We start from the raw sequence: 19,353 nt of genomic DNA, 5'->3' as shown, positions 1-19,353 counted from the left end.
AATAAGGTGAAAAGCTGCCAGGAACTGAGTCAGAATCATTGTAGAGGAGGAACTTTTCAGAGCCGATCATGATCCATCGGCGTGCGAAAAGCGTGACGTGCGGCAACCATCAACTGACTGGCTGTCACGGTGGTGGGGAGTCGAAGCAGAATTTTACTCGCCTGCCAGTAACAGAGCACCATGACCTCATCCTCCTCTTTTTCAGCCAGCTCATGCAGCCGTGCGCGCAGTGATAACACGTCAATACTCTGCTGCTCATCCAGCATGTCAGAGATCGTCTTGTTGATGACGCGATGGAGAATTTTCCAGGTAAGATCGGTATACAAAATCAACCTCTTCTAACGCTTATCGGTCCCAGGCAGACGATCAGCAGGCAAAAAGCAGAAATGACTTCATCATTCGGACGAGCAAATTCTGCAGATAACTATAGCTGCTCGCAAGTGACGATGCAGGGCCAGCTGTTGAGAATGCCAAAGCCGATAATTCTAACGATTAATGGCCCTGGCTGTCGCCTGTTACGCGCAGGTCAGCCGCTGATTGCTGTTTTTTGTAACAATTGCGGCTGATTCTTAACTGGCTGATGTGATGCGAATTTGCCAGGGTAAGGACACTTCCCGTTCCGTTTATCTTTAAGGAGTTTACGATGAGTCAGCATGCTGATGTCCTGGTCTGGGGCCACGGTCCCGCAATCTTTGAAGTCTTTCTGGAACCCACCTGCCCTTTTTCGGTACGCGCGTTCAATAAATTTGACGCGTTACTGGCGCACGTGGGTGAAGAGAAGATGACCCTGAAGATTCGCCTGCAATCACAGCCGTGGCACCTCTATTCCGGCGTGATTGTGCGTTATATCCTTGCCGCCGCCAGCGACAGTAAAGAGGCGGCGAAGACGGTGATGCAGGCCGTCGCCGATCATCGCGAAGAGTTTGAGTTTACCGATCACTGTACCGGCCCGAATCGGGATGCAACGCCGAACCAGATTCTGGCGCGCCTGAAAGAGTACAGCGGCGTGGATGCCAGCGCCGCATTTGATCAGCCCGATCTGCAGAATGCAATTAAATGGCACTGCAAATATGCCCGTCAGAATGGTATTCACGTTTCACCCACCTTTATGGTGAACGGTCTGGTGCAACCCGACATCAGCAGCGGTGACGACATTGAACACTGGGCGAGCTTCCTGATGCGTTAGTTATTGTGCGCGGCTGTAGCTGGCCGCGTCAGACTGTATCTCTCCTCTGCAATCCCGCACGCACGCAAACCCAATCTCCTGAAAATTAAGCCTGTTTTCCCATGAGCAGGCCGGGTAAGCTGTAGCGCTATCAGCAGCATCTACACTGCTGCACCATCATCTTAACAGCGACGCTGACCTGTATTTATGCCGGTCAGGCGCTTATTTTATTGAGGATTTTCGGATGTCGATGACGCTGGAACAACTGCAGGACAAATATCCGGGTGCCTTCACAGATGCATTCGGTGATTCCCCGGAATTAGCCAGCGCGCTGGCAACGCTGATTATTGCCGGAAAGAAGGTAGCAAGCTGCGGTTCGTTGCAGAGCTGGCAGGAGCAGGAAGCACTGCCGCAGCCAGGTGGTTACAGCATTGTGCTGAACGGCGAAAAGCAGCCCGTCTGCGTGATCCGTACCACCGGACTGTTCCTGACGCGTTTTGACCGCGTCACGCCAGAGATGGCGATGCTGGAAGGTGAAGGCGATCTCAGCCTCGACCACTGGCGCCAGGAGCATCAGCGTTACTTTGAGCGTGAAGGCTATTTCCATAAGGAAATGGAGCTGATTTTCGAGACGTTCCAGTTGGTCGAGGTTGTGTAGACCGGCAGGCTACAGCGTGTTTGCCGCCATCAGCGCCAGCCGCGTGATCCCCCGTGCGGCAAGGTTCTCTGCTGCCTGAGCTGCACGCATGCCACTGGCACACACCAGCACCACGCGCCGATCGGACGGCGGCTGCCAGGCCGCTATCTGCTGCGGCAGAATGCGTAGCACCCGTTCGGCCACACTGACCGGCGCTTCTTCGGGACTGCGCAGTTCCACAATGCAATCGTCCTCACTGAGCATCGGCTTATCGATAAACGGGATATCCGGCGCGTCGGATTCAGGCGCGTCATCAAAGCGGAATTGCCTGACGTGCCAGTCCACAAAGTCGCAGTGGATCATGCAGCCGAGCGGCGATGGCGTCAGTTTCAGCAATACGCTCAGCACCATCTGCGCCTGCATCGCGCCCAGCGTTGCTACCGCAGGCCCCATTACGCCAGCCGTGTTGCAGTTACCCGAAGCCATCGGCAACTGAGGAAACAACGCACGATAACCGGGCGCACCGCCGCAGAATCCACCGACGTAACCTTTACGACCCAGTACCGAGGCGCAGATCAGCGGCAGACCACGCGGAGAGCAGGCGTCAGAGAGTTGATAGGTAATGGCGAAGTTATCCGCCGCATCCACCACCAGAACGATCCCCTCCAGCGCCTGCGGCAGTTGGCTGGCGCTCAACATCTGGGGATGCGCCTCAACGTGGCAGTCAGGATTTCGCTGCGCCAGCGCGCGCTGCGCGCAGATTGCTTTGGGCTGGCCCACATCCCCAATGCCAAACAATGTCTGCCGGTGAAGGTTGTGCAGCTCAACCCGATCGCCATCGTAAAGCCGAATAAACCCCACGCCCGCGCCGGCCAGCAATGGCAGCAGTGTGGCGCTGAGTCCGCCCGCGCCCACCACCAGCACGCTTGCCCCGCTCAGGCGCTGTTGCCCCGCTTCACCAATCTCCGGCAATATGGTCTGTCGCTGATACCGATCCATTGCTGCTCCTCAGAACTGTGCCAGACCAAAAATGGGTGTTGAAGCTGACGCCATGTCGCGCTGCTCCATCAATCCCGCCTGAAACGCCTCATACCCGCCGTGGATCGCGGCGGCAAAGGCACCCGCCATCCGCACCGGATCGCGCGCTTTTGCCACCGCCGTGTTAAGCAGCACGCCATCAAAACCCATCTCCATCGCCTGCGCCGCCTGGCCTGGCGCACCGATGCCCGCATCAATAATTAGCGGCACATCTTTAAACCACGCACGCATGGCGCGGAGTCCCTCGATGTTGCGCAGCCCCTGGCCGGAACCAATTGGCGCGCCCCACGGCATCAGCACTTCACAACCCGCTTCCAGCAGCTTCTCACCGACAATCAGATCTTCGGTGGTGTAGGGAAAGACCTGGAAGCCATCAGCGCAGAGGATCCGGGCCGCTTCAACCAGCGCAAAGGGATCGGGCTGCAGCGTGTCGGCATGACCAATCACTTCCAGCTTGATCCACGGCGTGTCGAACAGTTCACGCGCCATCTGTGCCGTCGTCACCGCCTCTTTTACCGTATGGCAGCCCGCGGTATTCGGCAGAATCCGTTTGTTGAGCTGCTGCAACAGCGTGCGAAAGGCACCGCCTTCGCTGCCTTCACGACGCAGACTGACGGTAATGATCTCCGCACCTGATGCATCGATAGCCTGATGCAGAATGTCGGCTGACGGATATCCGGCGGTGCCAAGCAGAAAACGGGATTGCGGAGTGAATTGATAGAACATGGTTAACCTCCCTGCATCGGTGACAGGATTTCCAGCTGGCTGCCCGCTTCAAGCTGCTGGCTGACATAACGGCTGCGCGGCACAAACTCACCGTTCAGTGCGGTGGCGACGGTGCGCGGGTCGATCTGCTGCTCCGCCATAAGTTCCGCCAGCGTTATTGCGCTGGTTTCAATCGTGCGTCCATTAAGTTGAACTCGCATGAGTCATCTCCTGAGTGAGTTGCAGCATGAGTTTTTCAGCCATAATCGGGGCCAGTAAAAAGCCGTGGCGGTACAGCCCGTTTAACGAGAAGCGCCCATTTTCATAGCGGACTTCCGGCAGGTTCTGGCGGTAGGCGGGACGCAGACCGGTGCCGCTCTCTACGATCCGTGCTTCAGCCAGCGCCGGATGCAGACTGTAAGCCGCGCTCAGCAGCTCCATCATCGCCCTGGCGCTGATCGGGCTGCTGTCGTGACTTTCGACCATGGTGGCTCCAAGCATGAAGTGGCCTCCGGCACGCGGCACCAGATAGCAGGGAAAGCGCGGATGCAGCAAACGGACCGGACGGGAGAGCTGAACGTCATGCGTATGCAGGATCAACATTTCGCCCCGCACGGCGCGCAGAGCGGGCTGCTGATCAAGAGCGTGGATGCCGCGGCAGTCGATGATTTTGCCGCCGGGTTTGCCGCTGTGAAAGGGTATGCCCGCCTCGTGCAGTGTGACGCGCAGTTGCTGCAGTGCGCAGCGCGGATCAAGATGCGCCTCTGCGGCAAAGAACAGGCCACGGGCAAAGCGATTTTCCAGCGCCGGTTCGATGTCACCAGGCGCGACCCACTGATGCTGCTGCGTCATGCTGGCGAAGCGCGTCAGTTCGCGGCTGTCTCGCGGCGGCGCAACCACCAGCGTGCCCTGCTGCTCCACGCCGTCGACGCGTTTCGCCCACCATCCGGCAGCGTGCTGGCCCCATTCGATGACCTGGTGTGGCGCGCTTTCTGCTTCGCACCAGGGCGCAAGCATGCCCCCCGCCCAGTGCGAGGCGGCACGACAGTCAGGCTGCGTAATGACTTCAACGGCTTCTCCCCGTTCCAGCAGTAGCGTGGCGACACACAGCCCGGCAACGCCGCTGCCGAGCACCGACCAGCGGCTCATGGTGTCCACCGGAGAGGAAGAGAATGACTAAGAATGAGATGTTTCACTTTGGCCTCGTTATCGGTTAACGAAGACCCGTGATACAGAGGGAATAGGCAATGGCGTCGCGAACGCGCGCCTGCGGCAAGTATCGGATGCGATACCCGTCTTCCTACGCCAGTATCAACTGGGTCAGGTTCTAAGGGTCGCTAAGCCGCGCACTGCGCTATTAGCCTCTCAGTCTCTCTGGCGAGACTCCCCTGACGGCTTTAGTTGTAAGTTAAGCGGGCAGCTTCGTCAAGCCGCGTGCGTGAAGACGAGTCAGAAATCCGGGGGATAGGTGCAGGCGTTTACTGTAAGTGCAAAGACTCAGCATTCGCAGATAAGATAACAGAGAAGTGCTGAAACGGCAGGCGCCCTAAAGCGCCTGCAGCGATTGTGTCACCACGTCGGTTATTTCACGAATACGTGGTTCAGCGCGGCGATAATAGGTCCACTTCCCGACTTTGCTGGCTTCGACCAGTCCCGCATTGTGCAGGGCTTTCAGGCATAACGAAGTAGCGGGCTGTGATAAGCCCGCCTTGTCCTGGATGAGGGTGGCACAGACGCCATACTGAGCGAAGGGATAGAGCTGAGAATAGCCCGCAAACGCTTCGTCAGGATTTTTAAGCCACTTTAGTACTGCCACCCGGGTCGGGTTGGACAGTAACTTCAGGGCATTTTCGGGGGACATGCCGCCTCACATAAGATCAGGATTGAAAAACAGGATAGTCAGTATAACCTTTCTCAGTGCCGCCATACAGGGAAGCGTGATCGACGGGATTCAGCGGATAACCTGCTTTAATGCGTGCCGGCAAATCGGGATTCGCAATAAACGAGCGGCCAAAACCCGCCAGATCGCCCCAGCCTTTATCAAGCATATGCTGTGCTTTTTCCGCCGTGTAGCGACCAGAATAGATGATCGGAGAACAGAATGTTTCCCGCAGCGCAACCCGGAAACTCTCTGGCATATCCGGGCTATTATCCCAGTCCGCTTCGGCAATAGAGAGATAGCCAACTTCCAGCTCATTCAGCAACTCCGCGGCGCGGATATAGGTCGCATGGGGATCGCTTTCAACCAGGCCAAGATAGACGCGCTCTTCGTCAGTACTCGAAAACAATGGCGCAAACCGCACGCCAACACGGTGGCTGCCAAATACCGCGCTGACCGCCTCAACAACTTCACGCAGGAAACGCAGACGATTCTCTGCTGAGCCGCCATATTCATCCGTGCGGAAGTTAGTGTGCTCCGAAATAAACTGGTTAATCAGATAACCGTTGGCAGAATGCAGTTCCACACCGTCAAAACCGGCCTCTTTGGCATTTTCCGCCGCGCGTCGGTAAAGCGCCACGATCTCTTTGACTTCCGCGTTGGTCAGTGCCCGTGGTTCGCTGGGTGCGGTCAGTATCCCCGCGCCTGGTCCGGTTTCAATGAATACCCGAACGTTATCGGCGGCGATGGCTGAAGGCGCAACGGGAGCCTGCTTGCCTGGCTGAAGTTCATTGTGAGAGACGCGACCAACGTGCCAGAGCTGGCAGAAAATCGTGGCGCCTTCCTGATGTACCGCCTCTGTGACCTTTTTCCAGCCCGCGATCTGGGCGTCGCTGTGGATCCCCGGTGTCCATGCGTAACCCTGCCCGCGAGGTTCAATCTGGGTGCCTTCGGTAATCATCAATCCCGCGCTGGCACGCTGACGGTAATACTCCACCATCAACTCGCCTGGAATATTACCCGGCTGCTCACTGCGGCAACGCGTCAGTGGCGGCAATACAATGCGGTTACGAAGCGTGAGATCGCCCAGGTTCAGGGGGGTAAACAGTGACGGCATGACAAAAATTCCTCTGATGTGTAAGAGGCGCCATTATATTTACACATTTAAATTTGTAAATGTGTAATCAGTGCTTTTTGTTTTAAGCCGGGTTTATCAGAGTATTTCATCTGACTAAACAGCCTCATCGTAGCCATCCTGCAGACGCGGCTCTCAGGATGGCTTTATTGCCACGAAAGAGCCCCCAGCCCCAGGATCATCACTGTTTAAGCGATGTATTTATCAGCGAACGCCTGCCATTGCTGGCGATAAACCTCCAGCTGTTTAAGTGCGTCATCGATTGAGGGTTGCGCTTTGTTGTCTGGATTCGGCGTGGAACGAATCACATCGGCAAACACGCTGAAAATGGCGTTCATGTCACTGCCCGATTTTGTCGCTTCAAACATTCTGGCCAGTTCATTCTGTGGCCGCGCGGAGCCGCTCTTTATCTGGGTGAGATAATCACGCGCATCCGCCACGATTTCACGGGTGCCATATTGATGCGCGATATCCAGCCTTTGCTGTGCCCCCAGCAGCGTGCGCTCTTAGCGGAATGCCACTTTACTGTCGATCATTTCATCAACAATGCCCGTCGCCTGCTTCCGCTTGTCATCCGGAACATATTTCTCAATAAGTTTGTGCAGTTTCACCTGCGTCAACGTTATTGCCATCGCTTCAGAGGTATCACTGTTATCGTACTGATTTTGTTCCACCTGACCTTCAGCGAGCACCTGATGAAGCGCACCCGCAAATTCATCCATACTGGCCTGGGTGTTATCTGTCGTCATATCCAGTAGCGGTCGGAATGTCCTTGCATCGCAGTTTGTATAGGGATCGTTGAAAAGCGCATAACCGAGATTAAACGTGGGTCCCTGATGAGCTGATCGGCTTGCCAGCAGATCGTTCAGGGTTTTATCCTGCTGTTCAGCGGAGACAGGTTCAGCAACGACCTGCATCAGGCGGTCTCTTGCCTCCTGAGAGATGATAACTACAGTGTCGGGAAGCCTTTTTCCGGTAATAGACTCGGTATTGTCGCCTGAAGATGATTTGATTGCGCCGGAAGCGACATAGCTATTTGCCACGCCGTCTGTAAGTCCATTGATTAGTACCATAATGCCCTCTACGGTTTGATTGATTGAGTAATTAATCGGCAGGATGTAACAAATATTTACCGTAAAAAATACAATCTGTGAGGAGGGTGGATTATTTGAAAACCAGATCATCAGATACGCTTTGACATGATTTTGATTCATAATGCCTTCAGCAGCCTTTATTTACGCCTCTCGCAGGTCAACACATTCCAGTTGAGATTTAAACCTTGCAAGTTGCATAGAAAAGCATCATGTCAGCAGGCCGTTATTCATTTAAGAAGGGAAAATTCAAAGGAGATATAGTGAATAGTGCACTCACTTTAGAGGCGCTGGGACCACGCATTTGTATTATGGGTCCTTCAAACAGTGGTAAATCTACCTTAGCTGAGGCTATTTCCCGCAAAACGAATTTACCTGTTGTTCATCTTGATCAACTTTACCATCTTCCGAATAGTCAATGGATTCCCAGAGCACCGGAAGCATTTCGCCATTTGCATGCAGATGCAGTGAGTCAAAAAAATTGGGTGATGGAGGGGAATTATACAAAATGCATTGAGGAACGCTTTGCTCATGCCACGGGATTGATTCTTCTGGATGTAAAAGTGACCGTAGCACTGCTGCGTTATATTCGCAGGTGTTATTCATCGACACCGCGAATAGGGGGGCTCGGGATGAGCAGAGAGTCCGTAACCCTGGAGATGCTGAAATATATTATCCGTACTGCCCCGCAGAATCGTAAGTATCATCAGACGCTTTACGACCAGGTCAGATTGCCAAAAGTTCTGCTTCATTCTCCACACGAGATTAAAGCCTGTTCAGAATACTGGGGCTTAAAGTTAAAAAATAAGTAACCCACACCGCTGTGATTAATCAACAATCTTTAAGCTCGTCAGCAGTGCATTCAGCGACGTTACTGGCCCCGCATGATTAGTCTCTGAGCGGGTATGGTCCCACGGCATGGCGTCATCGGTACAATAATCCCCTATGCAGTGCATCGCGACTGGAGTATTCAGTAAGCCGATCGGAAGCCAGATGTAAGACCGGTCGCGCAATCGGTTTGGAACGGCAGAACCACAGCTGACGCAAAAGTCAGTGCGATAACCTGTTGGATTAGTTGCGGCTGAAGACCAGTTTCAATCCTGCAAGCGCAAAGCAACAGGCTAACAGTGCATCCAGCCCGCGACGAATGCGGCGGTAAAAAGCGCTCATTACAGCCGTCGAGAACAGCAAAGCATAGCCACCGAACACAACCATACAGATCGCCGCACAGCCGCAGATGATCATCGGTAACGTCGAGGCGACCGCATCCGGTTTAAGGGCAAATGACATAATCGCCACCCAGGTCAGAATCGCTTTGGGGTTGCCGATATGCATCAGGATACCCTGACGGAACAGGCTGCCATAAGCGACCCGGGTATCGCTGGTTTTAAATTCACCGGCTTCCGTGCGGCGTAATGCAGATTTACCGGCTTTAAACGCCAGCCAGAGCAGATATATTCCGCCGCCAATTTTTAACGCAATCAGCAGTTGAGCAAAGGTTGTCAGCACGGTCAGCACACCGCAGGCTGCGAGCAGCGCCCAGATCATCGAACCACTCACGACACCCGCAGCCAGCGCCAGCGCGGCACCTCTGCCCTTTTTCATCGCTGTCCCCATTATCGCCATATTGCTCGGTCCAGGGCTGGCCGTCGCGACAAAATAGGTCGTAAAAATCAGAATTAACTCGTGTGAAAGCGCCATATTTTTCTCTGCGATGCGGGGTTATCAATATGTTATATCCGCTGGCAAAGAAATTTACTATTCATTCACATATTGCAGGTTTTACGGATAAGGCTTAATTAGTACCGGCAGGCAGCCGATATGGCGGCGATGGGCTGTCCTTACAGAGTGGCAGGTGTGCGTTAATGGCTATTCAGACGTCGCTTTCCGCTAATGCTGGAGCAACATCGATCAGCCTGACATTATCCACAATAAGTGACCCAGTCACATAATGGTCACCTCCTGTCAATCAGGGTCACTGACGTTAAGGGAGCAAACTATGCCGATGCCGATCTCCTGAGCATTCACAAATGCACTGTGCCTGCCGTCCAAAAAATGCAAGACGTCCAGGAACCGCTCTCTTTGCCCTCATCCCCTGATATCACCCCTCTTCAGCTGCCATGACCCTTTTAACAACCCCTTCACGGTGACATATCTTGATCTGTTCATGACGAAAATTCAGCTATTTGTGACCATTGACTTATTTGGTCACAGGAATGAGAATGCGCAAACTATCCTGTTACCGCTTTAAGGGAACTTATGCTCAGGCTTAAATCCGCCACCCTTGCTGTTTACGTGTTGCCGCTGGCCCTGGTGGCCTGCGGTGAACCCTCCACCCGCGACGATCCCCGAACGCAGGCTCCACTGGTGCGGACTGCAACCGTGGTAAGCGCGATAGATCGAACCCACGCCTTTACCGGCGTTGTGGTCGCCCGGATTCAAAGCGATCTCAGTTTCAGAGTACAAGGCAAAATCCTTGAACGTCTGGTGGATACCGGTCAGGCGGTCAAACGCGGTCAGTCGCTGATGCGTCTGGATCCGATTGACCTGACACTGCAGTCTCAGGCTCAGCAACAGGTTGTGGAGGCAGCACGGGCACGGGCTAAGCAAGCCACGCAGGATGAAGCGCGCTATCGCGGCCTTGTCGCGACGGGTGCCGTGTCGGCATCAGCCTACGACCAGATAAAGGCCGCCGCCGATACGGCAAGAGCCGATCTCAGAGCCGCACAGGCCCAGGCCAGCGTCGCGCAGAATGCAACCGGTTATGCGGTGCTGCTGGCCGACGCCGATGGCGTTGTCGTGGATACGCTGGCAGAACCGGGTCAGGTGGTCAGTGCCGGACAGGCCGTTATCCGCCTCGCCAGAGCCGGTCAGCGCGAGGCCATTGTGCAATTACCGGAGACGCTCAGGCCTGCGCCGGACAGCGATGCTCAGGCCACGCTTTATGGCTCTGGCGATAAACAGGTGCCCGCCAGGTTACGCCTGCTATCCGATGCCGCTGATCCGGTGACGCGAACCTTTGAAGCGAGATATGTCCTGGAAGGTTCACTGGCTAATGCACCGCTCGGCTCGACCGTCACGCTTAACATCGCGGAAAACGCCAGCAAAGCTTCGGTCATGAACGTGCCCTTAGCCGCGCTCTACGATCCGGGGAAAGGGCCGGGCGTCTGGGGCATTTCAGGTCAGCCCACAACCGTCTCATGGCGACCGGTGCATGTGATCAACCTTGGGGATGACAATGCCGGCGTTGTCGGAAACCTCAAGCCGGGTGAGCAGGTCGTTGCGCTTGGCGCGCACCTGCTTCATGAGGGTGAAAAAGTGCGCACGGCACCGCAAGGCAACGAGCGCAGCGCGGGGAGTCATCCATGAGCAAGGAACGTTTCAATCTCTCGGCGCTGGCTGTGCGCGAGCGCTCGATTACCCTCTTCCTGATCATTCTGATTACTGTCGCCGGTATCCTGTCGTTCTTCGAACTGGGGCGAGCGGAAGACCCGCCTTTTACCGTCAAGCAGATGACCCTTATCACGGCCTGGCCGGGTGCTACAGCGCAGGAGATGCAGGATCAGGTTGCTGAGCCGCTGGAGAAGCGTCTGCAGGAGCTTAAGTGGTACGACCGCAGTGAGACCTATACCCGTCCGGGTCTGGCGTTTACCCTGCTGTCACTGCAGGACAGCACGCCGCCTTCACAGGTACAGGAAGAGTTCTATCAGGCGCGCAAGAAAGTCGGTGATGAAGCCAGCAGCCTGCCCGCGGGCGTTATCGGACCGATGGTTAATGACGAGTTCTCTGATGTGACTTTTGCCTTATTTGCGCTTAAGGCCAGGGGGGAGCCGCAGCGTCTGCTGGCAAGGGATGCTGAATCGCTGCGCCAGCAGCTTCTGCATGTACCCGGCGTAAAAAAGATCAACATTATTGGTGAACAGAGTGAGCGAATCTTTATCTCGTTCTCTCATGACAGGCTGGCCACGCTCGGCATTTCTCCCCAGGATATCTTTTCTGCCCTGAACAGTCAGAACGTGCTGACCCCGGCCGGTTCAATAGATGCCAGCGGTCCCCAGATTTTTATCCGTCTTGATGGCGCCTTCGACACCCTGGAGAAGATTCGCCAGACGCCTGTCGTTGCCGGGGGCCGAACACTGCGCCTTTCAGATGTCGCGACTGTGGAGCGAGGCTATGAAGATCCGGCGACCTTTATCGTGCGTAATCAGGGCGAACAGGCGCTGTTGTTAGGCGTCGTTATGCGCGACGGCTGGAATGGCCTTGATCTCGGTAAGGCACTGGATGAGGAAACGGCCAGAATTAATGACGGCATGCCGCTGGGTATGACGCTGACGAAGGTCACCGATCAGGCCGTCAACATCAGTTCAGCCGTAGACGAATTCATGATCAAGTTTTTTGTCGCCCTGCTGGTGGTCATGGTGGTCTGCTTTGTCAGTATGGGCTGGCGGGTTGGTGTAGTGGTCGCCGCAGCCGTGCCACTGACGCTGGCTATCGTGTTTGTTGTGATGGAGGCTTCCGGCAAAAATTTCGATCGCATCACGCTGGGTTCGCTGATCCTTGCCCTGGGTTTGCTGGTCGATGACGCCATCATCGCGATTGAAATGATGGTGGTCAAAATGGAAGAAGGTCATGACCGCATCAAAGCCTCTGCTTATGCCTGGAGTCATACGGCGGCACCGATGCTGGCGGGTACGCTGGTTACCGCTGTGGGATTTATGCCCAACGGTTTTGCACAGTCTACTGCCGGTGAGTACACCAGCAATATGTTCTGGATTGTCGGTATCGCCCTGATCGCCTCGTGGATCGTCGCGGTGGTGTTTACGCCTTATCTTGGCGTGAAAATGCTGCCGGAGATCAAAACGGTGGCGGGAGGACATACCGCGATTTATAACACCCGCCATTACAACCGCTTCCGTTATATTCTGGGCCGCGTCATCGCAGGTAAATGGCTGGTAGCCGGTTCGGTGGTGGCTCTGTTTACGCTTGCCGTGCTCGGCATGGGGATGGTTAACGCACAATTTTTTCCCACCTCTGACCGCCCGGAAGTGCTGGTGGAAGTCCAGATGCCTTATGGCACCGCTATTGAGGAGACCAGCAACGCGGCGGCAAAAATCGAAGCCTGGCTGCAGAAGCAGCCGGAGGCAAAAATCGTCACATCGTATATCGGACAAGGATCACCGCGTTTTTATCTGGCCATGGCTCCCGAGTTGCCTGACCCCTCATTTGCAAAAATAGTTGTGCTGACGGACAGCCAGGAAGCGCGCGAAGCACTTAAGCACCGGTTACGCGAAGCGGCGGCTGATGGACTTGCAGCAGAGGCGCGCATCCGCGTGACACAGCTGGTGTTTGGTCCCTACTCGCCCTATCCGGTGGCATATCGCATCATGGGGCCGGATGCCGACACGTTGCGCACCATCGCAGCCGACGTAGAGGCAGTGCTACAGGCCAGTCCGCTGATGAGAACAGTTAATACGGATTGGGGTCCAAAGGTGCCGGTGCTGCATTTCACGCTTAATCAGGATCGCCTGCAGGCCGTGGGGCTGACATCTAATGCGGTGGCAGAGCAGCTTCAGTTCCTGCTCTCTGGCGTTCCGATTACCTCAGTGCGTGAAGATATCCGCTCCGTGCAGGTTATGGGACGCGCAGCGGGTAACATCCGCCTCGATCCAGCCAGAATAGCGGGCTTTACCTTAGTCGGTTCCTCAGGTCAGCGTATTCCGCTCTCTCAGATTGGCGACGTTGACGTACGCATGGAAGATCCGATTCTGCGTCGCCGCGATCGCACTCCGACGCTGACGGTGCGCGGTGATATTGCTGAGCATCTGCAGCCGCCGGATGTCTCAAAGCAGATGCTCAACGCGTTGCAGCCCATCATCAATTCACTGCCAGCGGGCTACCGCATTGAACAGGCGGGCTCGATTGAAGAATCTGGTAAAGCGACCAAAGCAATGGCACCGCTGTTCCCGATTATGATCGCCATGACGCTGCTGATTATCATTCTGCAGGTGCGTTCGATGTCGGCGATGGTGATGGTCTTTCTAACGTCGCCTCTGGGACTGATTGGTGTGGTGCCGACGCTACTTCTCTTTAACCAGCCGTTTGGCATCAATGCACTGGTTGGACTGATAGCGCTATCGGGCATCCTGATGCGTAACACGCTCATCCTGATAGGCCAGATTCACCATAATGAACATGAAGGACTCTCGCCTTTTGATGCGGTGGTGGAAGCAACGGTACAACGTGCGCGTCCGGTGCTGCTGACGGCAATGGCTGCCATTCTGGCCTTCATTCCGCTGACGCACTCCGTATTCTGGGGAACGCTGGCCTATACCCTGATTGGCGGTACGTTAGGCGGTACCCTGATTACGCTGGTATTCCTGCCAGCGATGTACGCGATCTGGTTCAGAATCCGCCCGGATCACCCCCGCTCCGCTGACGAAACGCTGAGCTGAACGTAATCTGAAACGGGCGCGATCGCTGACCAGGTGATTCACGCCCGACAGCATAGCGAATTACGCTACTGAGGTTTCAGAACAGGGAATCTGAAAGTGATTTAAGAGGAGTGGAATGAAGAGCCTACAGAGATGGATAGTGGGACAGACAAAGTTAAAGTAAGGGCAGCCTCAGTCCGGCTTTCAGGCATCTGAAGCCGGACTGAGGCTACTCAGGAAAAGATTATTTTCCCAGAATTTCTCTGCGGACAATCTCTGCACCCGCACTCAACGCATGCAGTTTGCCATTGGCAACCTGACGCGGCAGAGGAATCATGCCACAGTTAGTTGAAGGATAGAGATTTTCAGCATCCACGAACTGCAGTGCTTTGCGCAGCGTGTTAGCCACTGCTTCCGGCGTCTCAATCTCATGAGTAGCCACGTCGATAGCACCGACCATGACTTTTTTACCGCGAATCAGCTCGATCAGATCCATCGGCACGCGCGAGTTCTGGCACTCCAGTGAAACGATGTCGATAGCTGAACGCTGCAGTTTCGGGAAGACCTCTTCGTACTGACGCCACTCTGTGCCCAGCGTTTTCTTCCAGTCGGTATTCGCTTTAATGCCGTAGCCGTAGCAGATGTGAACGGCGGTTTCACACTTCAGCCCTTCGATAGCTCGCTCTAACGCGGCGATACCCCAGTCATTCACTTCATCAAAGAAGACGTTAAAGGCTGGTTCGTCGAACTGAATAATATCAACGCCCGCGGCTTCTAACTCTTTCGCTTCCTGGTTGAGGATTTTTGCAAATTCCCAGGCCAGCTTTTCACGACTTTTATAATGATTGTCATAGAGGGTGTCGATCATCGTCATCGGACCCGGCAACGCCCATTTAATAGGACGATCGGTCAGCTTGCGCAGGATTTTTGCATCTTCAACAAATACCGGCTTCTGACGTGAGACTTCACCCACCACGGTCGGCACGCTGGCGTCATAACGATTACGGATGCGGACCACTTCACGCTTCTCAAAATCCACGCCGCTGAGGTGTTCAATAAACGTCGTCACAAAGTGCTGACGGGTCTGCTCACCATCACTGACGATATCAATGCCGGCGCGAACCTGGTCGTCCAGACAGAGACGCAGTGCATCTCTTTTACCGTCTACTAACTCTTCATCCTGCAGTTTCCAGGGTGACCAGAGCACCTCTGGCTGCGCGATCCAGGACGGTTTAGGCAGGCTGCCCGCAGTGGATGTCGGTAATAAAGTTTTCATAGCAGGTGACCTTTTGTTTTTAATTAATCAAAGAACGGATTCAGCAGACCATTGTGCGAGAAGTGTCTGATTCGGCTTGATGAAATGCGCCTCAGTAAACTTACCCTGCTCAACGGCCAGACGGCTGCGCTCTTCGCGATCGTAAACGATGCGGGTTAATGAATAATCCTGATGCTGCAGCGTTGGCTGATAGCACTGTCCGGCTGCAGAATTCGCGTTGTAAATTTCCGGGCGATAGATTTTCTGGAACGTTTCCATGGTGCTGATGGTGCTGATCAGCTCAAGATTGGTGTAATCGCTGAGCAGGTCACCGTGAAAGTAGAAGGCCAGCGGCGCAACACTGCCCTGCGGCATAAAGAAACGCACTTTCAGGCCCATTTTTCCAAAATAAAAATCCGTCAGCGAAGGCGCATCCTGCTGGTATTCGATGCCCAGCACCGGATGCACATTACCGGTACGCACATAGGTATTTTTGCTCGACACACTCAGGCAGATGACCGGCGACTTATTGAAGTTTTCTTTATAGGCCGCTGAGTTGACGAAGCTTTTGAAAATGTTGCCATGCAGCTGGCCAAAATCATCCGGCAGACTGAATTCAGTCTGGCCTTTATTGTGCTCTGTCAGCACTACGCTGAAATCATAATCACGCACGTAGGAGGAGAAGTTATTGCCGACAATCCCGTCGAAACGTTCACCGGTTTTGTGATCGACGATATGGGTCTTCAGAATCTCAATCGCCGGGAACGATTCGTCGTTGCTGCCTGGCTGAAGATTCAGCTCAGCAGAAATAATCTCAAGTTCGACAGCGTAACGGTCGCTTTTTGGGTTATCCCAGTGCGCCAGCGCGTTGAACCGGTTGTCGATCATCGCCAGGGCGTTATGCAGGTTTTCCTGGCGTTTTTCGCCACGCGCCAGATTCGCGAAGTTAGTCGTCGCCCGCGTATTTTTCGAAGGGTTATAGTTTTCGTCGAAACGAATGCGCTTGAGGGTAAAGGCTAAGTTGTTCATCGCTATCGGGTATCCTGGTCGCTGATATGATTTGTTGCTTCAGGGTTATGCAGCTTTGCTATCCCTTAACACCCAGTCATATGACTCAAAGTTATTAACAATTCTTACTTTATGCCTCAACATCCGGTTGAAAAAAAGTGATTAAATTTCAACGAACATGAAGGAAATTCATGTTGAGGCGGGAAAGTGGGGGATTTTTCATGCGGCCAGTGTGCCATTAAACATCTGACGTTAAATCAGAATGTTTAAAGGCGCACCGGAAGTAAATTATTTTAACAAATATCAATGACTTAATATCACTCCATCACAGCGGCGGGTCTTTTGAGAGTTAAGTACTCAGGCAAGCCAGACATCCCTTAATTCACCCTGGCTTAAATCGACCAACTCCAGCCAGAAAATCTTGCCGCTCTGGAAGAGCACAGCGCTGACATGGAATCACCTGTGCCCTTCACGTCAGCTAAATCTTGTAAAAATTATCGCATGTCACTTTATGCGCGCCTGATTTAACCGAAAGTCGGCTGGCCGCTTCTTTCATCAGTTTCCCCAGTCCGCTTTCACACTTCGCCTGCGTCAGACGTGACGATGGCCCGGTCAGTGCCAGCGCAGCGAGCAGCCTGTCGCCTTCTCCAAACACCGGTACGGAAAATGCCGCAATGTGCGGATCGCGCATCCCGGAGGTAAACAGCGGTAGTTCAGGTACAGCCTTAAACAGGGGTTCGTTCTTTCCCCAGTAGCGAAGCACCTGTCCGATGGCAGAGTTATCCAGCGGAAGAAAGGTGCCGGGCAGGCGCGTTTCACGCAGTCCTTCAGAAGGCTCAGCTCTGAACAGACAGAGTCGCTGATCGTTTTCTATCACATACCATGAGGCGCTTTCGCCCGTCGCGGTCGCCAGAGCGTGAAGCTCAGGCTGAACAATGCTGGCCAGATGAAAGGATTGTTCATAGAGCTTGCCCAGATAGAGCAGCCTCGGCCCCAGGGTATAGACGCCATTGTCGCGGCGAATCACATAATTCATGCGCTCAAGTGAGTTCATCAGGCGATAGACCGTCGTTTTGTGATAACCCGATAGCTGCGCCAGCGCGGTAAGCGTCAGCGACTCCTCGCCAGGTTTGAAACAATCCAGCAGCGCCAGCGCTTTTTCTACGGCAATTACGCCTTCATTCCCCATTGGTACGTCCTCCTGTATGCGACGGCAGGCAGTTTACCGCGCAATTTGTGATTCACATCGTATTTACATCACAAATGAGTGCTTAACACTGGTGCGATGCGAATTAACATCGATATAGTAGTTTTATATTGTACAACTAAGTTGTACCTGGTAAAACGAAAGAGGAATAATCTATGCCACATGCAGAGAATACCTTCATCAATCGCGACATTATCCGTGTCGCGCCAGAACTTGTTAAACAGGCGGCTCAGTTCCAGGCCGCGATACTGGCGGATGTCGCCGGTCGACGCGGAACGCTGCATGGTCGCGTCAAACCGGTAGCCTCCACGATGAAAGTCGCTGGTCCCGCTATCACCGTCGAGGTCCGGCCTGGCGATAATCTGGCGATCCATGCCGCACTGGCAATCGCCCAGCCAGGCGACGTGATTGTGGTTGATGGCAAAGGCGACATCAGCTGTGCCTTAATCGGAGAGATTATGTCGACCCAGGCTGAAGCCTCCGGCATCGCGGGGATCATCATTGATGGCGCGGTTCGTGACGCCGATGCACTGAGCGCGAACGGCTTCCCGGTGTTTGCCGCGGGCCTGAATCCCTGTGGCCCGACCAAATCTGTTGCGGGACGGGTAAACTACCCGGTTTCTGTCGCGGGCGCAGCCATTCAGCCGGGCGATCTGGTCATCGGTGATATTGATGGCGTGGTGATTCTGCCGCGTGAAGAGATCCCTGCCCTGCTCGAACTGGCGCAGAAAAAACTGGATTTCGAGACCGGGCGTATTGCGGCCATTCGTGATGGCGACCTTCGCGCGCCGTGGCTGGAGAAAGCCCTGCAAACCGCTGGCATGCTTACGGATGGGGAGACGCTCTGATGACAACTCAGCTTCCCGTCATTCTGGTCACGGCCAGCGATCTGGCTCCGCAGGCGGTCAGCCTGCTGAACGCGTTTAGCCTGGTTTATGCAGGTAAACAGCCCGACGAAGATACCCTGTTCAGACTCTGCCAGCAGCATAATCCGGTGGCGATAATTGTCCGTTACGGAAAAATTAATGCCCGCATCATGGATGCTGCGCCTGCCCTGCGCGTGATTTCCAAACACGGCAGCGGCATTGACGTTATCGATCAACAGGCAGCCGCGGCACGCGATATCCGCGTTCAGTCTGCGCCGGGTGCCAACGCAGCCGCTGTAGCCGAGCATACCTGGGCGATGATTTTGGCCTGCGCCAAATCTGTGATAACGCTGGATCAGCGCATGCGTCAGGGGCACTGGGACAAATCCACCCATAAATCTGTGGAGCTGGAAGGCAGAACGCTGGGTCTGGTGGGGCTTGGTGCAATTGGCGGTCGCGTTGCCCGTATTGGGCGGGCGTTTGGCATGAAGGTAATTGCCTATGATCCTTTTGCAAAAACCTTTCCTGATGAGTGTGAGTCCGCTTCACTTGACGACCTGCTGCAACAGGCAGACATCATTTCTCTGCACTGTCCGCTGACCGAACAGACCCGCCAGATGATCAATGCAGAGAAACTGGCGTTGTTTAAAAAAGGCGCCATTCTGGTAAACACGGCACGCGGCGGTCTTATTGATGATGATGCGCTTTTAGCGGCGCTGAATGATGGCACCGTCGCCTGGGCCGCACTGGACAGTTTCCCCACTGAACCTCTGACGGCGCCGCATATCTGGCAGCATGTTGAAAATGTGATTCTGTCGCCGCACATTGGCGGCGTCAGTGATAACTCTTACGTGAAGATGGGTACGGTGGCGGCCAGTAATATTCTGAACGTTCTGGAGTCCCTGAAAAACGAAAGCGCGGTATCCTGAGCCATCT

At 54.5% G+C, this 19,353-nt stretch carries 20 protein-coding genes and 1 riboswitch; of the genes, 7 read left to right on the top strand and 13 right to left on the bottom strand.

What is annotated here, in order from left to right; genetic code table 11:
- Positions 1–56: 56 nt before the first annotated feature.
- Positions 57–326 (bottom strand): hypothetical protein, encoded by a 270-nt coding sequence (locus tag FA92_RS20705; RefSeq protein WP_013196137.1) that lies wholly within the window; start codon positions 324–326, stop codon positions 57–59.
- A 317-nt stretch (positions 327–643) separates the two neighbouring features.
- On the opposite strand from FA92_RS20705, the gene FA92_RS20700 reads away from it, so the two are divergent.
- Positions 644–1,186: a thioredoxin domain-containing protein gene (locus FA92_RS20700; RefSeq protein ID WP_013196136.1), complete on the top strand. Its 543-nt coding sequence runs from the start codon at positions 644–646 to the stop codon at positions 1,184–1,186.
- Positions 1,187–1,409: 223 nt separating this feature from the next.
- Positions 1,410–1,823 (top strand): ASCH domain-containing protein, encoded by a 414-nt coding sequence (locus FA92_RS20695; protein WP_013196135.1) that lies wholly within the window; start codon positions 1,410–1,412, stop codon positions 1,821–1,823.
- A 9-nt stretch (positions 1,824–1,832) separates the two neighbouring features.
- Here the strand turns inward: FA92_RS20695 and FA92_RS20690 are convergent, their stop codons facing one another.
- The 8 genes from FA92_RS20690 to FA92_RS23720 form a co-directional block, all read right to left on the bottom strand.
- Positions 1,833–2,801, bottom strand: coding sequence for a HesA/MoeB/ThiF family protein (locus FA92_RS20690; RefSeq protein WP_033784987.1), 969 nt, complete (start codon positions 2,799–2,801; stop codon positions 1,833–1,835).
- Positions 2,802–2,810: 9 nt separating this feature from the next.
- Positions 2,811–3,566 (bottom strand): thiazole synthase, encoded by a 756-nt coding sequence (locus tag FA92_RS20685; protein ID WP_033784986.1) that lies wholly within the window; start codon positions 3,564–3,566, stop codon positions 2,811–2,813.
- A 2-nt stretch (positions 3,567–3,568) separates the two neighbouring features.
- Entirely contained in the window at positions 3,569–3,766 is a 198-nt protein-coding gene (thiS, locus tag FA92_RS20680) for a sulfur carrier protein ThiS (RefSeq protein WP_033784985.1), read from the bottom strand.
- Complete coding sequence (locus FA92_RS20675) at positions 3,750–4,694, bottom strand: FAD-dependent oxidoreductase (RefSeq protein WP_033784984.1); 945 nt, start codon at positions 4,692–4,694, stop codon at positions 3,750–3,752. Before FA92_RS20675 ends, thiS begins: the two co-directional genes overlap by 17 nt.
- Positions 4,695–4,825: 131 nt before the next feature.
- Positions 4,826–4,945: riboswitch (TPP riboswitch) on the bottom strand.
- Positions 4,946–5,091: 146 nt separating this feature from the next.
- Entirely contained in the window at positions 5,092–5,406 is a 315-nt protein-coding gene (locus FA92_RS20670; RefSeq protein ID WP_013196130.1) for a helix-turn-helix transcriptional regulator, read from the bottom strand.
- A gap of 16 nt (positions 5,407–5,422) precedes the next feature.
- Positions 5,423–6,541: an alkene reductase gene (locus FA92_RS20665; RefSeq protein WP_033784983.1), complete on the bottom strand. Its 1,119-nt coding sequence runs from the start codon at positions 6,539–6,541 to the stop codon at positions 5,423–5,425.
- 206 nt (positions 6,542–6,747) lie between these two features.
- Positions 6,748–6,927, bottom strand: coding sequence for a hypothetical protein (locus FA92_RS23725; RefSeq protein WP_239780560.1), 180 nt, complete (start codon positions 6,925–6,927; stop codon positions 6,748–6,750).
- Between the two features lie 138 nt (positions 6,928–7,065).
- Complete coding sequence (locus FA92_RS23720) at positions 7,066–7,773, bottom strand: hypothetical protein (protein ID WP_239780559.1); 708 nt, start codon at positions 7,771–7,773, stop codon at positions 7,066–7,068.
- A 140-nt stretch (positions 7,774–7,913) separates the two neighbouring features.
- Here FA92_RS23720 and FA92_RS23715 point away from each other — a divergent pair, with 140 nt between their 5' ends.
- Complete coding sequence (locus tag FA92_RS23715) at positions 7,914–8,462, top strand: AAA family ATPase (RefSeq protein ID WP_234366579.1); 549 nt, start codon at positions 7,914–7,916, stop codon at positions 8,460–8,462.
- Positions 8,463–8,721: 259 nt separating this feature from the next.
- On the opposite strand, the gene FA92_RS20650 is transcribed toward FA92_RS23715, so the two are convergent.
- A complete protein-coding gene (locus tag FA92_RS20650; RefSeq protein WP_033784982.1) occupies positions 8,722–9,351 on the bottom strand; it encodes a LysE family translocator in 630 nt (209 codons plus the stop codon).
- Positions 9,352–9,909: 558 nt separating this feature from the next.
- On the opposite strand from FA92_RS20650, the gene FA92_RS20645 reads away from it, so the two are divergent.
- Entirely contained in the window at positions 9,910–11,019 is a 1,110-nt protein-coding gene (locus tag FA92_RS20645) for an efflux RND transporter periplasmic adaptor subunit (protein ID WP_033784981.1), read from the top strand.
- On the top strand, positions 11,016–14,102 hold the full coding sequence (locus tag FA92_RS20640) for an efflux RND transporter permease subunit (RefSeq protein WP_033784980.1): 3,087 nt from the start codon (positions 11,016–11,018) through the stop codon (positions 14,100–14,102). The genes FA92_RS20645 and FA92_RS20640 overlap by 4 nt, the downstream gene beginning before the upstream one ends.
- 223 nt (positions 14,103–14,325) lie before the next feature.
- Here the strand turns inward: FA92_RS20640 and FA92_RS20635 are convergent, their stop codons facing one another.
- The 3 genes from FA92_RS20635 to FA92_RS20625 form a co-directional block, all read right to left on the bottom strand.
- Positions 14,326–15,357, bottom strand: a complete 1,032-nt coding sequence (locus FA92_RS20635; protein ID WP_033735535.1) for a methionine synthase — start codon at positions 15,355–15,357, stop codon at positions 14,326–14,328.
- A gap of 27 nt (positions 15,358–15,384) precedes the next feature.
- Positions 15,385–16,365 (bottom strand): DUF1852 domain-containing protein, encoded by a 981-nt coding sequence (locus tag FA92_RS20630; protein WP_033784978.1) that lies wholly within the window; start codon positions 16,363–16,365, stop codon positions 15,385–15,387.
- Positions 16,366–16,822: 457 nt separating this feature from the next.
- A complete protein-coding gene (locus FA92_RS20625) occupies positions 16,823–17,533 on the bottom strand; it encodes an IclR family transcriptional regulator (RefSeq protein WP_033784977.1) in 711 nt (236 codons plus the stop codon).
- Between the two features lie 173 nt (positions 17,534–17,706).
- Here FA92_RS20625 and FA92_RS20620 point away from each other — a divergent pair, with 173 nt between their 5' ends.
- A complete protein-coding gene (locus tag FA92_RS20620; protein ID WP_013196118.1) occupies positions 17,707–18,399 on the top strand; it encodes a diguanylate cyclase in 693 nt (230 codons plus the stop codon).
- The gene (locus tag FA92_RS20615; RefSeq protein WP_033784976.1) at positions 18,399–19,346 is read left to right on the top strand and encodes a hydroxyacid dehydrogenase; all 948 of its coding nucleotides are present in this window, start codon (positions 18,399–18,401) and stop codon (positions 19,344–19,346) included. Before FA92_RS20620 ends, FA92_RS20615 begins: the two co-directional genes overlap by 1 nt.
- Positions 19,347–19,353 lie beyond the last annotated feature (7 nt).

The organism is Pantoea sp. 9140 (assembly GCF_000745295.1).
In the GTDB taxonomy this organism is placed as follows: domain Bacteria; phylum Pseudomonadota; class Gammaproteobacteria; order Enterobacterales; family Enterobacteriaceae; genus Pantoea; species Pantoea vagans.
Note: the sequence above shows the minus strand (reverse complement) of the source record. Positions and strands in the feature narration are given on the sequence as shown.

Excerpts from the sequence above, each read along its gene's own strand:
- FA92_RS20690 (WP_033784987.1), bottom strand. The coding sequence starts at position 2,801 with ATGGATCGGTATCAGCGACAGACCATATTGCCGGAGATTGGTGAAGCG.
- FA92_RS20625 (WP_033784977.1), bottom strand. The coding sequence starts at position 17,533 with ATGGGGAATGAAGGCGTAATTGCCGTAGAAAAAGCGCTGGCGCTGCTG.
- FA92_RS23725 (WP_239780560.1), bottom strand. The coding sequence starts at position 6,927 with ATGTTTGAAGCGACAAAATCGGGCAGTGACATGAACGCCATTTTCAGC.
- FA92_RS20645 (WP_033784981.1), top strand. The coding sequence starts at position 9,910 with ATGCTCAGGCTTAAATCCGCCACCCTTGCTGTTTACGTGTTGCCGCTG.
- FA92_RS23720 (WP_239780559.1), bottom strand. The coding sequence starts at position 7,773 with ATGAATCAAAATCATGTCAAAGCGTATCTGATGATCTGGTTTTCAAAT.
- FA92_RS20635 (WP_033735535.1), bottom strand. The coding sequence starts at position 15,357 with ATGAAAACTTTATTACCGACATCCACTGCGGGCAGCCTGCCTAAACCG.
- FA92_RS20700 (WP_013196136.1), top strand. The coding sequence starts at position 644 with ATGAGTCAGCATGCTGATGTCCTGGTCTGGGGCCACGGTCCCGCAATC.
- FA92_RS20685 (WP_033784986.1), bottom strand. The coding sequence starts at position 3,566 with ATGTTCTATCAATTCACTCCGCAATCCCGTTTTCTGCTTGGCACCGCC.
- FA92_RS20650 (WP_033784982.1), bottom strand. The coding sequence starts at position 9,351 with ATGGCGCTTTCACACGAGTTAATTCTGATTTTTACGACCTATTTTGTC.
- FA92_RS20620 (WP_013196118.1), top strand. The coding sequence starts at position 17,707 with ATGCCACATGCAGAGAATACCTTCATCAATCGCGACATTATCCGTGTC.
- FA92_RS20695 (WP_013196135.1), top strand. The coding sequence starts at position 1,410 with ATGTCGATGACGCTGGAACAACTGCAGGACAAATATCCGGGTGCCTTC.
- thiS (WP_033784985.1), bottom strand. The coding sequence starts at position 3,766 with ATGCGAGTTCAACTTAATGGACGCACGATTGAAACCAGCGCAATAACG.
- FA92_RS20615 (WP_033784976.1), top strand. The coding sequence starts at position 18,399 with ATGACAACTCAGCTTCCCGTCATTCTGGTCACGGCCAGCGATCTGGCT.
- FA92_RS20675 (WP_033784984.1), bottom strand. The coding sequence starts at position 4,694 with ATGAGCCGCTGGTCGGTGCTCGGCAGCGGCGTTGCCGGGCTGTGTGTC.
- FA92_RS20665 (WP_033784983.1), bottom strand. The coding sequence starts at position 6,541 with ATGCCGTCACTGTTTACCCCCCTGAACCTGGGCGATCTCACGCTTCGT.
- FA92_RS20630 (WP_033784978.1), bottom strand. The coding sequence starts at position 16,365 with ATGAACAACTTAGCCTTTACCCTCAAGCGCATTCGTTTCGACGAAAAC.
- FA92_RS20640 (WP_033784980.1), top strand. The coding sequence starts at position 11,016 with ATGAGCAAGGAACGTTTCAATCTCTCGGCGCTGGCTGTGCGCGAGCGC.
- FA92_RS20670 (WP_013196130.1), bottom strand. The coding sequence starts at position 5,406 with ATGTCCCCCGAAAATGCCCTGAAGTTACTGTCCAACCCGACCCGGGTG.